This is a genomic window from Bacillus sp. N3378-2at, from assembly GCF_033412715.1.
GTDB classification, from domain to species: Bacteria; Bacillota; Bacilli; order Bacillales; family Bacillaceae; genus Bacillus; species Bacillus subtilis.
This window is the reverse complement of sequence record NZ_CP117986.1, coordinates 957,476-972,166: the sequence shown is the minus strand read 5'-3', so window position 1 is coordinate 972,166 and position 14,691 is coordinate 957,476. Positions and strand designations below refer to the sequence as shown.

The following is a 14,691-nucleotide window of genomic DNA, read 5'->3' as shown; positions in this document are numbered from 1 at the left end:
GGTCACAACGAATTAGATATAAAAATTCGCCCAGGTGCACGCTGCCCGAAATGCGGCCGCAGCATGGGCGTTGAGGAGGAGATTATAAGTTGATAAAATAGGATGAATAGGAAAATATTGAATTGTGGAAAGTGGGAAGATTGAAATGGAAAAAAATTTAAGTGAATTATTAAGTTATTTTGAAGTGCCTAGCTACGTTATTTTGCTAGTTGGTCTCGCTTTGTATCTGATTAGAATTTTAAACCCTATTACTCTTTTTTCTTCGAATGTTGTTGAACAGAGGTTGTTTTCAAAAGAACAAGTGTTTAGTTTGAAAGTAATTAAACATATTTTGAATACGTTATTTTGGGTGATTGTTTTATATCCAACAACATTTTATCTTAGGGATGTTATACCTGGACCTAATGATTTTTATTCCTATGTCATTGTATTTTTTGGTGGAATTATATGGGGTGTAGTGAAAATAACAAATGAAGGAGCTTTTTCAAAAATCAAGTCTAGTAGACTATGTAAAGGTTTATTTGTTTTAGTTTTTATGATTTGTTTAATACTTTTTTATATGGAGCTTTATAGCTTCATTATAGATATACCATTTTCGGAAAAGGATAAGTTTAACCTGAAAGTTTTTGGGTGGAGTATGCTTGTTTTAATCTTATTTACGCTTCCAATTCCTTTTATTTTAAAACCTATTTCCAAAATTATTAAATGGTCAAGCGAACAAATTGTTTATATAGAAGATGAAAAACAAGAAAAATGGTATATTTTATATTCAATAAATAAAGAGACTGTCTTGTTAGGAAATAAAAATGACCATAGATTATGCACTAAAACTATGATCAAGAGGAAAGAAGAACTATATAACACACCTATCGAGATGGTTAAACCTGATAATTAAGTCCAAGATGGAGATGCCTGCGGACACTAATCACTGTACAGAGAAATCTGTGCTTTGGTTGGTGTCCGTTTTTTATTTGAACGGAGGGATGGCATGGAGAATAGGAAAAAAATCCCATAAAATCGCGCAGGAGCGTTCTGAACGGTTTTGGCGGCAAATGATGGGCAAAGATAGGCAAACATTGAAAAGAGGCAAAGGCGTGGCTTTAAGACGTAAATAAATGGGAGGGTAAAAATATGAATCAATTAACATTAAACATTCCTCAGATTGACGAAGAAGCGACTAAATTAAAAGCAGAGAAGCTGCTGGATCACAATACCGGTTATATCTCTTACAGGTACCAGATGATTTTTTGCCAAAAGTTACACCTACTTACAGCATTGTTCCGCCGAGCATTACGAATGAATTTCATTCATCGACGTGATAAATACTTAAAAAGGATTCAAAGGGCTGTTAACCGGCCTTCTCAAAGAGAACGGCAGGCCATTGTCATGCTCTATATGAAGCAGGAAGAAATGTACAATTATGAAGTGTATGCAGAAATGGGTCTGAGCCAGCGAAGCTATTATCGTGTGAAAGTAAAAGCTCTCTACCGGCTGGCATTTGCTCTGAGAGAAGAAGTCTACAAGAAAGGGACAGCTTCTTAATGAATTTTGTTCAGCCTATACGTGATCCGGAATGTATTTTCTACATCAAGAGGTTTTTAAAAGAGCAAAACATGAGGAATTACATGCTATTTGTGACCGGTATCAATTCAGGGCTCCGCATATCGGATATTCTGCAGCTGAGAGTAAGAGACGCTAAACGGCCATACTTCAATCTCATAGAAAAGAAAAAGAGAATCGATATGACGCCAGCTCTTCAAAGAGAATTTAAGGCCTATGTCGAAGGGAAAGAGGATCATGAGTTTCTCTTTAAAAGCCGTGAAGGGATTAACAAGCCAATATCCCGGTCGATGGCATACAAAATTCTCAGGGCTGCTGCTGAGTACGTGGGTTTAGATGACATTGGCACGCATACATTGAGGAAAACATTCGGCTATCACTTTTACAAACAAACAAAGGACGTTGCCATGCTGCAGAGATATTTAATCACTCGGACCAACGGACAACCCTGCGGTATATCGGAATCAATCAAGACGCCATGAACAACGCTATGAAGAAATTTAAAATATAACCCGGCTCATCCAAAACAACGAGGATGGGCCTTTTTCTTTGATTTTTCGTCAATTCCTCAAAAATAACAGATGTGTAATTCATTTTAGGGATATTGGTTCAAAACAGAGAGGACAAGGGGTTGGCTCAGTTCGACGAGTTGCACAGTATAAAACATATGGGTAATTCGTGGATTGTGTGGATATGTATAAAAGTTACCGTTAATTAATTCGTGATTGTGAGAAAGGTAGCTGATATGATTAGTATAAAATGACAAAAGGAGGAAGTTTCTTGAACAGAGAATTTGATTTTTGTAAGTGTGAAAATAGCTCTGCATCAAACCCTCAAATAGAAGATGAGTGGGGTTATTGGTTTGTTTGTAATGACTGTAATAAAAAAATAGAGGATGATTTTCATTATTTTGATGAACCAGATATTTATTAGTCTTAATTTTAAAGGAGGTGAGTGGGATGAGTAGAGGTTCTGGATCAAAGAAAGAACAGAAAGGTATGGTTTGATGTGTCTGTGAAACTACATATAAGGGTGGTGAATATTATGAGCAGAGGTGCAACACTTTTAGATGAAAAAGGCATGTACTAAAATTTTGGCAGAAAGATGGCACGATAACGGCACACCATTTTGTGTAAAGTGAGTTATTATGGTAATAGGCAATAAATCGACAGGCGCTTTCCCAATTGGGAGGGCGTTTTTTCATTTGGATTTATCACTAAAAAAACTATGTACTAAATATTCTATTATGGAGGTAGTGCCGTGATTAAGGAAAGTAAGCTGCCATTTATAGAAGCCCTTGTGTCTCTTGGATGTTATGAAGGAGCAAAGGGAGCGGCTTTGTATGATATGTCTGTTCCTGAATTAACTAAATTGCTCGTTGAAACAAGATGTAAGCTTGTTCGTAAATAATTCGACAAATTCTGCAAATTGTTCCTTTGTCCTTTTCTTTCACCGATAATAAGGTGGGAGGTGATACTATGGCTTTAATAAATCATCAAATATCCATGCGATTAGAGACGGCAGCTAGAAAAGCACTTCGCCTTAACGGTCGTGGCGGATTATATGGTGTAATTGATGCAGATTATATTGATAGAGTCGGTCGTGCTTTTACCGTTCTTGTAGCTGCTGTTTCACCATATTACAAAAATGGTTCAGTAGAGGATAAAGCGAAAATTGATAGCTTTTTAGAGAAGTATTTGTATTTAGGTGATACAGACACACCTAAAGAAGATTACTCGTCAGGTGTACAAGAAGCAGCTGAAGAATTGCGTAAACTAGTAGATGAATTAAATTAATTGTACAAGCACTTTCCTTTTGTGAAAGTGCTTTTTATATTCTCTGTAAACTGCTTCCGGTAAATCTCAGGGAGGACTATTGGCGGTTAACGGCTTGAGTACGGTGGCAGTTTAGAAAGAATATATCCAAACGCTTTCCCAATCGGGAGGGAGTTTTTATTTGGAGGGATTAACCTTGTCAGAGAAAGATTTGTATGTTGAACAATTTAAAGCATGGCGCACAGAGCAAGAGCTGCTTTTAAAACAGATCAATTATGATATTGAAGTTAGTCAAAGAAAGATTGAATTGAACGAGAAACAAAAGCAATTGCACTTACAAAGAGTGAATATAGGGATTCAGGAGTTTAATAATTGGGCAGAAACCTCTAATCGTGAAGAAAGGTTGGAGTTGTTAAAGGAGGACCAAACAGATGAGCTTTGATTTGAATCTTGCACATATGAGTATTTCGGAATTGTTGGAAAAGGCAGCAGAAAAGAATGAAATCATTTATACCAGACGAAATCAAAGACGTCTTGGTAAAACAACAGCATTAATCCGGTTTGCGAGAGAAAATAATTCTCCTATTCTTATGATTCCGGATGTGGCACATACTTATCAAAAGGAACATCCAGACTTAACATTCATTGACTATAAAGACGAGATAGCTTTGGATGGACTAACAAACGTTGTTTGTGATGAAGGTGTCCCTTTAAAGGTCATTGAGAGATTGCATGGACTCGGCCAACTATTAACGGGTTTTGCCATCGAGGACGAAATGGTGCCTGTCTATCTAACGAAATCGTTATTTCAATCTAAGGCCTCTCCTTTGTTACAGATTGAGCTTGATGAAATAGATTCTGTGCCGCAGGTTTTCTATAAGGGCGAAAAGATTACTAATCGTATTGCGGTTGATTTCGAATGGAGGACGGGAGAATCAGATAAGATCGGCTCGACGTATATTCGTCTCAAGCATGGCACGGAAATAGACGGCATGTTGGCTGTTGATACAAAGGAAATTGCATTTGGTGAAAGGGCTTATAGGTAGGAGGCATATACAATGAAACTTTTATTAGTTCAAGCTGATTCTTATTTGACGAATGAAACTAAGGAGAAGATAAAGAAGGATGTCACAAACGCATTCAGACAAGGATTCTTAGTTTATGATAAAGGATTACATGTGCAAGTTGTTGAGTTGGATGACAATGCAACAACCGAACCACTTTTTTGTGATGATCAAAAGTTTACAACTATACATTTTCCTCATGAGGGCATTCAATCATGAAGAAAGCTTTAAAACCTTGCAACGAACCCGGATGTCCTAACTTAACACGAGAGGGCTACTGCGAACTGCATAAGCGAACCAAGCCAGCCTATGATCAATACCGGGAGTCCGCTGCTAAGCGTGGATATAACAGCAAGTGGAGGCAGGCGCGTCTTGGCTACTTGTCAAAGCATCCGTTCTGTGTATCGTGCATGATGGAAGGTAGACGGGTGCCGGCAACAGTAGTCGATCATATCAAGCCGCATAAAGGAGACAAGAAACTCTTTTGGGACTCAGGCAACTGGCAACCCTTATGTGCGCCGTGCCACAGCAGAAAGACAGCGAAGGAGGATGGAGGATTTGGGAACAGAACATCAAACGTGCATGTGTGATGAATGTGGAACAATGCTCTTGGTCAGAGGGTGCTCAAAGGTCAGGAAGCATGACGACGGCATCCGTGAGCAATATCAAGTGTCCTCGGTGTCGGACTGAGTATACATCCTATTACACCAATGCTGACATAAGACGTATGCAACAGAAGGTAAAGAAACTGTTTGCTCTTCGTGCAACGATGAAAAAGGAAACAGCATTCGATCTGTATACAAAGAAATTAACAGAAGAACAAAAGAAATTAGAAGCCGCCATGCTGCAGTTGAAAGAGAAAATGAGCACCCCCCACCCTAAAATCTCTGAGGGATGAACGCCGGAGACCGCGCTCCCCTCCCCATTTTGAAAAATTCCCTAAATGAAAATTCGGAAGGAGGTGAGGGAATGGCTAGACCACGGCAACCTGTTGACTTGCTACTGGTAAAAGGGAAGAAACACCTGACACAGCAAGAGATTGAGGAACGTCGAGCACAGGAAATAAAGGCACCAAACGACAAAGTAAAAGCTCCATCATATTTGCCAAAAGACTTAAAAAGAGAGTTTAAAAAGATAGCGGATGAGCTGAAAAACATCGGGATCATGACCAATTTAGATGTTGATGCGCTTGCCCGTTTTTTGTTTGCCCGGAAATTATATTTGCAAGTAACAGAGCAATTGCTTGAACGGGGTCCGATGAAAACAGTGATCGTTAGAAAATTTGACGATGACGGGAATGTAATAGGAGAAGAAGAAAAGGTTGTTCCGAATGATGACTATTCTGAACTATTGATAAACCAAGACAAGTTGTTTAAACAATGCCGGCAAGCTTCAAGCGACTTAGGACTGACCATTTCCTCTCGCTGTAAACTCGTTATCCCGAAAAAAGATGATGGGAAACCGAAGTCAAAAGAGGAAGAACGGTTCGGAGGCCGCATGTAATGCAAGAAATTACTGCCGAAATTCTCATAGAACGGGTGTGGTCATACGCTGAGAAAATCCGTTCCGGTGAAATCAAGGCAAGCAAAAAGCACAGATGGGCTGTTGATCTTTTTTTCAAGATGTTGACCGCTATGCAGATGATGACTGAAGGTATATTGAAACAATAAAAGAAGCCCTCTTCAATAAGAGGGGCTCCTTTTATATCTATAATGTTTTAAGGTGTTCGGGCTTGTCAAGAAAAGTGTGTAAGTTATTCTAGATATTTCTTCACACGTTCCTTTAGGTGGTCATGAACTAATAGTTGATTCATGACCATAGCCCATTGCTGGATGCGTCCACCATCCCATTTCTTTTCTAATTCTTTTGTTCGTAAAAACAATATTTTTTAATAGGGCATTCTCATGGGGGAATGCTCCTTTTTTCGTGACTTTTCGAAAGCTAGAGTGGATACTTTCAACGGCATTTGTAGTGTACATGATTTTACGAATATTACCACCATAATCGAAAAGTTGTTCCACATGAGAAAAGTTTCGTTTCCATACGTCTACAGCTCCAGGGTACGTAGACCACTGCTTTTCAAAAGATTCAAATGCACTGTGACAAGCCTTAAGGCTTGGAGCTCCATACACTTTCTTTAAGGCAGCAGTAAAAGGCTTGTAGTCTTTACTTGGTATATACTTAATCGAATTTCGAATTAAATGAACAATACATCTCTGTACGGTCACATCAGGAAAAATCGCACGTGCTCCTTCTTCCAGACCACTAACGCCATCCATTGAGAGAAAGAAGATATCTTCTACACCACGAGATTTGATTTCATCAAAAATTTGCATCCATTTATGTTTACTTTCCGTTTCATTCAACCACAAACCTAGAATGTCCTTTTTACCTTCTATGGTATATCCTAGTATTGTGTAAACGGCATACTTCTTCGTTTCATAGTCATTACGAATGGTTGTGTAAAGACAATCGACAAACACAAAAGGGTAACAGTTACTTAAGGGACGATTTTGCCACTCTTCTAAATTAGGAAGTACAGTATCCGTAATGTCGGATACCATTTCATGAGATACAGAAAAGCCATAGATGTCTTCTATCGTGGAAGAAATGTCTCGTTGTGACATTCCTCTGGCATACATCGAAATGACCTTATCCTCTATAGAGGATACATCTCTTTTACGCTTTGGAATCAACTGCGGTTCAAATGAACCATCACGATCACGGGGGACTGCAATTTCAACTTCTCCTGCCGTTGTTTTCACGATCTTTTTGCCATATCCATTTCTTCTATTTCTTGTTTCTTTTTCTCCCTTGTCATTGGATTCATAGCCCAAATGGTGATTCATTTCACCTTTTAGCATTGACTCAAACATGGGACCAAATATGTCTTTTAATGCTTCTTGCATATCTTCTACTGATTTAGGCTGATACTGTTCGATAATCTTGTTAGCTAATTCTACGGAGTTCGGATCTCTTTTCAATTTCCCCACTGAAACCACTCCTTTAGCTTTATACTTATTATTCTATCAAATAAAAAACTGTGTGAGTAAGGAACCGTACGCATTCCTTACTTACACAGTTAATATTACACTCCCAGGTGTTCTTTAATTTGTTCAATGACTTGCTCAAGCCATTCTAATGGAGTTATATCATCAATCTTTATTTTTCTTTAATACTATTCTAGCGTTAGTCATATTTTTAACTTCATTTGAACATTTACGAACTTCTCATCCTATAACTTCGGTTTCCTCTGTAAGGCAACGGTAATGTATCGTCAATATCACTATTTAACCACTGTTTAATTTCCTATTTATAGTTTAGTTAATGTTTCATTAGCGACTCTTTCTGCAGTTGGCCTATCAGTGAAACTAGAAGAAGCACGTATCTTCTTGTTTATCTGTACCTCTGTAATAACTCTTCATCAGTCTTACCGATTTATCTCCAATAATACTTTTTAGCAGAGGAGTGTTTTTTGCGCTATACGTATTGTCGATGTCTTGAGCAATCCCGACAAGTGCAAGATCATTCTTACTTTTAATGAAAGAATTGATATAGGCTTTTCCTTTGTTTATCCCTTTATTGATATGAGTTGCTACTGTTCCACCTTTAACCACTTTACTACTTTAGAAAGCTTGGTAGTGGTTTGCACTGCGGCACCTGCACCTTTTGGACCAACGATATTTCCTATCGTAGCGGGGGTGGTAGGCATTGGAGTGTCAGATTATAAGACACGGTTGTAAACGTGTGAGCAGTGTTAACGCATTATACTTCATGGTCCCTCTGTAAAATTTCCATTTACAGGCAATTTGGATTAATGTATATTTTGAGTGAGGAGGTGGAAACATATGGCATGTGGTCCGAAGATCATTATCTTTTTGGATGAACTTGATGATCCGAATGTAAGAATCATTTTAGAATGCAGAATTTAAATTACAACATTGTGTTTTGCTCCCTGTTCGTGTGAACAGGGAGTTTTTTTCGTTTATATAACTGGTGATGTCCAAATATAAGGTGTTATGAATTCTCCATATCTGCCTTCGGCATTTTAAGCTGCTTCTCTATTAGGCTGGTTATCAAAAGTAAGTTCAATGAAAGCCATGAAAGCTGATATCACAACAAGCAAGATATCTGGAATATAAATAGACTCCATAAAGTAATCTGCAAAACAGATCGTTATAAGATTGCTGATAAAATACAGTATAAAAGCAAAAAGTGCAGTCTTTTTCAATGAAAGTGATTTTGCCAAAATGATAGAGAGAATCTTTGTGAGTGGGTCTATGATTAAACCTACAGCAAAGCAGGCTAAAATAAATAAAGCTAATGTTTGATTGGAAGCGTATGTGATGCCAAGTATGGAGAATAAGCCTTTCATCCCGAAGAAAAAGCCGCCGAAGATGACTGCAAGCGCAATGGCCGCGATAAAAGTGATAGATACAATTCCGATTAATTTTGATCTCAGGTTAAAATCTTTAGAGTGCTCGTTCTGTTCTTTTTGGTTCAAGTATGACACTCCCTTCCCCTGCTTACTCATACAAACAGCACCCTTGAATCAGCCCAAAATATCTATAAGTCTATTTTCTGACGAAAATAGTATAGCATATTTTAACAAAACCAAAAAAGGTCCTTTTCACTGGGGAAGGGCCTTTTTCTTCATGTTAACTCCTGAGATTCGCCGAAGCTTTCTCTTTTTTTGGCCAAATAAAATAGCTGGCTGTAATGAGAAAGTCAATGCCTATAATGACAGTCCACAGTTTAAGAATGCCGCTCAACGCCTCGGTTCGGGCAGAGTCATTGATAAAATAGATCATCCCTGCCAATAGTCCCGCACCAATTAAGTAGGCCAGCACATGTCTTAGCCAGCCTTTCGCACCGTGCTTGGCATGGTCCATTCCAAAACGTTTCAGCGGTTTTGCGCCTTTTTTTGTCACATAATATTGGAACTTTTCATCTGCCCATTGAATCATTTGTTTTCCATAAGCGATCGATATACCGATGTAAACAGCTGCAATCCCATGGGCTGCGGTCGCTGAGGCTCCGCGGTAAAGGTCCACACCAGTTGCCGCTAACAAAATCAAATCGATAACTGGAGTTAAGCCAAGGAATAGCAGTCCTAATGTATGTCGTTTGAATACGTAACGTACAGCAAGCCCCAATACAATGACAACCCAAAACGCAATTTCACAGAAAACAATCATCCATGCGATACCGTTCAATCCATTCCCCTCTTTTCAATACAGTTGTATTATTTAAATAATATGTTACCATCTTTGTTTTTGCAACACAACTGTATTATAAAAATTGCCCTCTCATTTTTTTCTTGTTACAATAAAGCTATGCCAAAACAAATTGACCATGAGAAAAGAAGAAAACAAATTGCAGAAGCAACGTGGCGCGTCATTTTAGAACGAGGGATGGAGGGAGCATCAGCCAGGAACATTGCAAAGGAAGCAGGATTGTCATTAGGTGCACTGCGCCATTATTTCTCTACACAGGATGAATTGCTTGCTTTTGCAATGAAACTTGTCCAAGAAAAGGTGACTGACCGAATTAAGGACATTGCAGTGAGGGATTTGCTCCCTAAGGAAAAAGTGTTGCAAATTTTGCTTGAAATGGTCCCAACGAATGAAGAAACGATTAGAGAGATGGAGGTTTGGTTTGCTTTTACTGCTTACGCCAGACATAAAAAGGATATGTTTGATGCGAATCATGACGGGATTTTCAGCGGCATGCGGAATCTGATTGCCTATTTAGATGAATCCGATTTACTGAAGCAGAATGCTGATAAAGACATTGAAGCTGAGAGACTTTACGCGCTTGTTGACGGCTTGGCTTTACATGCCATGCTTGACCCTGTGCGCGTGAATAAAGACCGAATTAAGCGGGTCATTATGCAGCATGTAGAGTCAATTTGCGTGGAAGGTAAACGTGAGACAGAAGAGAAGGAATAATGATAAATCTGTATAAAAACGGTTCAATAAAGTGCCTTGATCTATTTAATAAGTGTTACTGGATAGCTCGATATAAAGCAGCGCCTTTGAACGAAAGCTCAAAGGCGCTACGCTGTATTATTTTGATGAAAGTGGCTGTCAGCTGTGCTGGATATCAATTGTATATACTGCACGATCTGTTACGACCTTCAATCCTTCGTTTTCTTGGTGAATATGAATGTCACCTAATAAAGGAATCTCATAGGCATTTTGCGGAAGCGGTACGTTTCCGTCCTCAGTGAATGTTGTTCCTTCGCCTTCTAAAACAAGCTCTTCTTTCGCAACATAATCATCAGGATGATTCGTACTGCGTATAGCCACTTTTTGAAGGTGGAGAACAATCTGATCCAAGTCTGATATCTCTTCATCATGGGTCAATTCACCTTTTCTAATATCAAGCGTCTGGCCGACTTTTGATTCCAGCCATTGAGAAAGCTGTGTATTCGTGTGTGCCATCAATATTCCTCCTTTTGATCTACACGATACTATTCCCAATTGCTGCATCTTTTACACGGGAAAGAGCCGCCCCACTCTTTATGTATGAAACAGTTCGCTGTTGAGTGCCTTGATATAGCGTACGGCAGAACGCTGGACCGCTTCGCCGGCATTTTCTTTGACAACTTTAGAAAAAGCATTGTAAAGCCGGTTGAATTGAAGCGGTTTTACTTTGGCTGCTATTTCTTCAACTTTGGAGGCGGGAAGGGGAATGAGATTTGGGTAGCTGTACATAAAGCTGACCCAGTTTCGGTCCGCCGCAACCGTAATGATATCTCCGGTCAATAGACAGCCTTTCCCTTCATTGCCCTTGCTCCAATGCAAAACAGCACCGCCTTTAAAATGTCCGCCCAGTCGGTAAAGGTCCAGTCCCGGCTTCACGTTGAGCGTTTCCCCTGACCAGAAGTGAATGTGATTGCTTGGCCTTGTCACCCATTCTTTATCATCCTCATGGATATAGATCGGCGCCTGAAACGCTTCAGCCCACTCAACCTGAGTAGAGTAATAATGCGGATGAGACAAGGCGATGGCTTGAATACCGCCTAATCCGTTGATTTGGTCAATTGTCTTTTGGTCAAGATATGTCATACAATCCCACAGCACATTGAAGCCATTATGCTGGATAAGATGGGCTGTTTGTCCGATCGCAAACTCTGGTTCAGTTTTGATGCTGTAAAGATGCTCTTCTTCCTTTTTGATGATGTTTTGAAGGTTTCCTTTCTCACGAATGTCTTCAAGGGTTGTCCAACTTTGTCCATCGGGATGAATATACTGTCTTTCATCCTCGCAAATCAGACACGAGTTGGGCGGATCTACAGTCTGTGCATGTTGCACACCGCATGTGTTGCAGATATAATATGGCACTTTCTTCACTTCCCTCATCTATTTTCCATTATTTTACCTTATGATTATGAATATTCAAACAAAAAACCGGCAGTTCTGCTGAGAGAGAATTGCCGGCTTTTTGGTGCTTTTTATTGGCCGGGAACGGAATTTTCTGCGTTGACAGCGCCCGCTCCGTAGATATTCGGATCTTCATCTTTCCATTTGTCCGTGCCGTTTTTCAAAAGCTCTTTTACTTCATCAGGGGTAAGATCCGGGTTGTGCTGAAGAATTAAAGCTGCGATTCCTGCGCAAATCGGTGTTGCCATCGAGGTTCCTGACATTGTAAAGTACTGAGACCCTACACGGCTTGACTTTTGGAGCTTATCAATATAAGAATTCGGAGAGCGAAGGGAAATAATATTAACACCCGGCGCTAAAATATCGGGCTTTTCTTTCCCATATACTGTCGGGCCGCGGCTTGAGAAGGAAGCGACAGTATCATCATCGCTGCTTGCAGTATTGTTATCGTCAAGCGCACCTACTGTAATCACCTTTTCGCTCACGCCCGGGCTTGCAATGGTCTGCGAATCAGGGCCTGAGTTTCCGGCAGCGACACAGACGACAATCCCTGCGCTCCACGCTTCCTCAACCGCTCTGACTAACGGATCTTCCTGTTCATGATCATATCTAAGGGCATCGCCCCCGAGCGACATGCTAATAATATCAATCGGTTCATCGGGGTTGTCCTCATTGTATTGAATACACCACTCAACACCCTCTATAATATCTGCTAACGTTCCTGAACCCTGCTTGTTTAATACCTTTACGCCGATGAGATTGGCTTCCGGTGCAGGGCCGCGGTATTGACCGGAAGAGGATGCGCCGCTGCTTGCGACATCACCTGCACAGTGTGTGCCATGACCATTATCATCGTACGGCTCTGTTTTTTGATTGACCATGTCCGCGAATCCGATAATTCTGCCTTCTAGATCAGGATGCGGGTAGATTCCTGTATCGACAACAGCGACAGTAACACCTTTTCCTGTCAGGGTTTGCCCGTTTCTGACGACTTCCTTCGCATGGCTTGCTTCGGTTGCAGTGTCTAAAAGCGCTTTGACTTCGCGGTTTAAATACACTTTACGGATATTGCTGCATTCAGAGAGAAGGGAATGTAATGCTGAAGGAGTAACCTCGGCGCTGCAGCAGTTGATTTTGTTGAAGCGGCTTTTTAGCTTGCTGCGTTTTTCTTTTTGCAGCACCTCTCCAGCCATTTGAAAGCCGGTCTCGTGACAGCCTTCCTCAAATTCGATAATGACTGACATTTTTTTTCTGTTTTGCAATTTGGTTTCGAAAAATTTATGCAAGAAGCAAGGAGTCCATTTGAAGGGCTTGTAAAGCTGCAATACGGTTTCCCGTAACGGCCAATCTAGCTTGTGAGCATTTGCTCTCACCATTTGTACCATAGAGTACCCAAACATGTATTTTCCTCCTATTATAAGGTTCTCTGTATACTCTATGAACAGATGATAGGTTTGGTAAGTTTGTTTGTCCTCTGTAAGAGACAGACAAGAGTTTGTTTTTCTGAATCTTTCGCATTAGATACGATAGATTCAGAAGTTGAGGAAATCATTGGGGATTGAAAAAGAACGTTTGTTCGTATTATAATGTGGTCATATCAAACTGGGAAGGGGAGAGCAACCGTATGAATTTCTACTTGCACCGTTCTTTGGAAAGCCAAATGCCAATCAGCATTATATATATGAAGAAAGACGGAACGATTAGTAAAAGAACGATTATTGTGAGACAGAAAAGCAAAACGAAAATCAAAGCATTTTGTTTTTCGAAACAACAGATCAGAACATTTTTATTGGACTCTATCCTCTCCTGTGATTTTGTGAGAACAAATAAGCAAAATCTCTATTCTGCAGGCCGGTAACAGCTGTCCGTCTCAGCAACCGGGCAGCCTGTTACTAAAACCCTCCTTAAACCTATATACATTTATTTGCCAAGTGAGGTTGTTCCTACATTTTTTGTCTTTCCTCTCAACCTTTTTTCACTCTTATTTGAAATGAACCGCTAATAACCGTGACAATCAATTGATTTTTTGAAACCGGGAACTTTTTCACTGATGATATTGTGTATACAATGGTAAGATAAAACCTATTGGCTAAACCTCATATAATGAACCGCGCCATTCTTATGAAAGGAGTTAAACATGAGAAGATTTTTACTAAATGTCATATTAGTCTTAGCCATTGTCTTGTTCTTAAGATATGTTCATTACTCATTGGAACCTGAACCATCAAATCAGCCAGATACATATTCAAATTTCAGCAGCTTAGCAGAGAATGAGAGCCCAGCCGATTACGATATTTCATATAATGAGAAAAAAGGAAGCAAAGTCTTAATTATGTCTCCGCATGGCGGAAGAATTGAAGGCGGAGTAAGTGAGCTTGTTCGTTATTTCAATAATGAATACTCTACATACCTGTTTGAAGGGTTGAAGTCCCACGATAACCAAACGCTGCACATTACAAGCACCAACTTTGATGAGCCATTGGCAAAAAAGAAAATCAAGGAGCATCAATATGTGGTGGCTTTTCACGGATATAAAGGGGAGAACAAGAATACGCTTGTCGGGGGAACAGACCGAAAGCGGGCGAAAATGATTGTGAGAGCCCTTGAGCGGAGAGGGTTTTCCGCTGAGTTAGCGTCGTCTAAAAGCGGTCTTGCTGGATTGAATGCCGAAAACATTAATAACCAAGGGGAAACGGGGCTAAGTATCCAGCTGGAAATCAGCCGTGAGCAGAGAGAAGCATTTTTTGATGATTTTTATTATAAAAATAGAAAATACACAAAGAACAGTGAATTTTATGCTTATGTCAGTGCGATCAAAGGTGTCCTGGAAAAAGAGTATTTGTAACAAGCAGATCAGAAGACAAAATAAGAGAAGATCAGTAGACTGAAATAGGATAAAAAAGG

19 protein-coding genes and 3 pseudogenes are annotated in these 14,691 nt (G+C 39.9%); 16 read left to right on the top strand and 6 right to left on the bottom strand.

Annotation, left to right across the window (positions count from 1 at the left end):
• Positions 1–145 precede the first annotated feature (145 nt).
• The 13 genes and pseudogenes from PUN35_RS05475 to PUN35_RS05415 all read left to right on the top strand — a co-directional run bounded on the left by PUN35_RS05475 (position 146) and on the right by PUN35_RS05415 (position 6,069).
• Positions 146–895, top strand: coding sequence for a hypothetical protein (locus PUN35_RS05475; protein WP_014479826.1), 750 nt, complete (start codon positions 146–148; stop codon positions 893–895).
• 236 nt (positions 896–1,131) lie between these two features.
• Positions 1,132–1,542, top strand: a pseudogene (locus PUN35_RS05470) (ArpU family phage packaging/lysis transcriptional regulator).
• Positions 1,542–2,071, top strand: a pseudogene (locus PUN35_RS05465) (tyrosine-type recombinase/integrase). The pseudogenes PUN35_RS05470 and PUN35_RS05465 overlap by 1 nt, the downstream one beginning before the upstream one ends.
• 269 nt (positions 2,072–2,340) lie before the next feature.
• Complete coding sequence (locus PUN35_RS05460; protein WP_162175547.1) at positions 2,341–2,493, top strand: hypothetical protein; 153 nt, start codon at positions 2,341–2,343, stop codon at positions 2,491–2,493.
• 327 nt (positions 2,494–2,820) lie between these two features.
• Entirely contained in the window at positions 2,821–2,970 is a 150-nt protein-coding gene (locus PUN35_RS05455) for a hypothetical protein (protein ID WP_031600526.1), read from the top strand.
• Positions 2,971–3,038: 68 nt separating this feature from the next.
• Positions 3,039–3,356, top strand: coding sequence for a hypothetical protein (locus PUN35_RS05450; RefSeq protein ID WP_033881687.1), 318 nt, complete (start codon positions 3,039–3,041; stop codon positions 3,354–3,356).
• A 175-nt stretch (positions 3,357–3,531) separates the two neighbouring features.
• Complete coding sequence (locus PUN35_RS05445; protein WP_031600528.1) at positions 3,532–3,777, top strand: hypothetical protein; 246 nt, start codon at positions 3,532–3,534, stop codon at positions 3,775–3,777.
• Positions 3,767–4,381, top strand: a complete 615-nt coding sequence (locus PUN35_RS05440) for a hypothetical protein (RefSeq protein WP_033881688.1) — start codon at positions 3,767–3,769, stop codon at positions 4,379–4,381. Before PUN35_RS05445 ends, PUN35_RS05440 begins: the two co-directional genes overlap by 11 nt.
• 12 nt (positions 4,382–4,393) lie before the next feature.
• A complete protein-coding gene (locus tag PUN35_RS05435) occupies positions 4,394–4,618 on the top strand; it encodes a hypothetical protein (RefSeq protein WP_033881690.1) in 225 nt (74 codons plus the stop codon).
• Positions 4,615–4,989 carry an HNH endonuclease signature motif containing protein gene (locus PUN35_RS05430; RefSeq protein WP_041516434.1) on the top strand — a complete coding sequence of 125 codons (375 nt, stop codon included), beginning with the start codon at positions 4,615–4,617 and terminating at the stop codon, positions 4,987–4,989. The genes PUN35_RS05435 and PUN35_RS05430 overlap by 4 nt, the downstream gene beginning before the upstream one ends.
• On the top strand, positions 4,884–5,297 hold the full coding sequence (locus PUN35_RS05425) for a hypothetical protein (RefSeq protein ID WP_224588978.1): 414 nt from the start codon (positions 4,884–4,886) through the stop codon (positions 5,295–5,297). The genes PUN35_RS05430 and PUN35_RS05425 overlap by 106 nt, the downstream gene beginning before the upstream one ends.
• Positions 5,298–5,368: 71 nt before the next feature.
• Complete coding sequence (locus PUN35_RS05420) at positions 5,369–5,902, top strand: phage terminase small subunit P27 family (protein ID WP_017697674.1); 534 nt, start codon at positions 5,369–5,371, stop codon at positions 5,900–5,902.
• A complete protein-coding gene (locus PUN35_RS05415) occupies positions 5,902–6,069 on the top strand; it encodes a hypothetical protein (protein ID WP_031600532.1) in 168 nt (55 codons plus the stop codon). Before PUN35_RS05420 ends, PUN35_RS05415 begins: the two co-directional genes overlap by 1 nt.
• A gap of 83 nt (positions 6,070–6,152) precedes the next feature.
• Here the strand turns inward: PUN35_RS05415 and PUN35_RS05410 are convergent.
• From PUN35_RS05410 to PUN35_RS05400, 3 genes and pseudogenes are all read right to left on the bottom strand, one after another.
• A pseudogene (locus PUN35_RS05410) lies at positions 6,153–7,401 on the bottom strand (IS256-like element ISBsu2 family transposase).
• Between the two features lie 1,046 nt (positions 7,402–8,447).
• Positions 8,448–8,903 (bottom strand): regulatory YrvL family protein, encoded by a 456-nt coding sequence (locus PUN35_RS05405; protein ID WP_072592534.1) that lies wholly within the window; start codon positions 8,901–8,903, stop codon positions 8,448–8,450.
• A 154-nt stretch (positions 8,904–9,057) separates the two neighbouring features.
• A complete protein-coding gene (locus PUN35_RS05400) occupies positions 9,058–9,615 on the bottom strand; it encodes a hypothetical protein (protein WP_014479830.1) in 558 nt (185 codons plus the stop codon).
• 120 nt (positions 9,616–9,735) lie between these two features.
• Between PUN35_RS05400 and PUN35_RS05395 the strand changes: the two genes are divergently transcribed.
• Positions 9,736–10,350: a TetR/AcrR family transcriptional regulator gene (locus PUN35_RS05395; protein ID WP_014479831.1), complete on the top strand. Its 615-nt coding sequence runs from the start codon at positions 9,736–9,738 to the stop codon at positions 10,348–10,350.
• Positions 10,351–10,488: 138 nt separating this feature from the next.
• On the opposite strand, the gene PUN35_RS05390 is transcribed toward PUN35_RS05395, so the two are convergent.
• From PUN35_RS05390 to aprX, 3 genes are all read right to left on the bottom strand, one after another.
• On the bottom strand, positions 10,489–10,845 hold the full coding sequence (locus tag PUN35_RS05390) for a protein YmzB (RefSeq protein WP_003231786.1): 357 nt from the start codon (positions 10,843–10,845) through the stop codon (positions 10,489–10,491).
• A 78-nt stretch (positions 10,846–10,923) separates the two neighbouring features.
• Positions 10,924–11,748, bottom strand: a complete 825-nt coding sequence (locus PUN35_RS05385) for an MBL fold metallo-hydrolase (RefSeq protein ID WP_072592535.1) — start codon at positions 11,746–11,748, stop codon at positions 10,924–10,926.
• A gap of 110 nt (positions 11,749–11,858) precedes the next feature.
• On the bottom strand, positions 11,859–13,187 hold the full coding sequence (aprX, locus tag PUN35_RS05380; RefSeq protein WP_033881122.1) for a serine protease AprX: 1,329 nt from the start codon (positions 13,185–13,187) through the stop codon (positions 11,859–11,861).
• A 224-nt stretch (positions 13,188–13,411) separates the two neighbouring features.
• Between aprX and PUN35_RS05375 the strand changes: the two genes are divergently transcribed.
• Complete coding sequence (locus PUN35_RS05375) at positions 13,412–13,645, top strand: hypothetical protein (RefSeq protein ID WP_014476869.1); 234 nt, start codon at positions 13,412–13,414, stop codon at positions 13,643–13,645.
• A 279-nt stretch (positions 13,646–13,924) separates the two neighbouring features.
• Positions 13,925–14,632 carry a poly-gamma-glutamate hydrolase family protein gene (locus PUN35_RS05370; RefSeq protein ID WP_014479835.1) on the top strand — a complete coding sequence of 236 codons (708 nt, stop codon included), beginning with the start codon at positions 13,925–13,927 and terminating at the stop codon, positions 14,630–14,632.
• Positions 14,633–14,691: the final 59 nt, after the last annotated feature.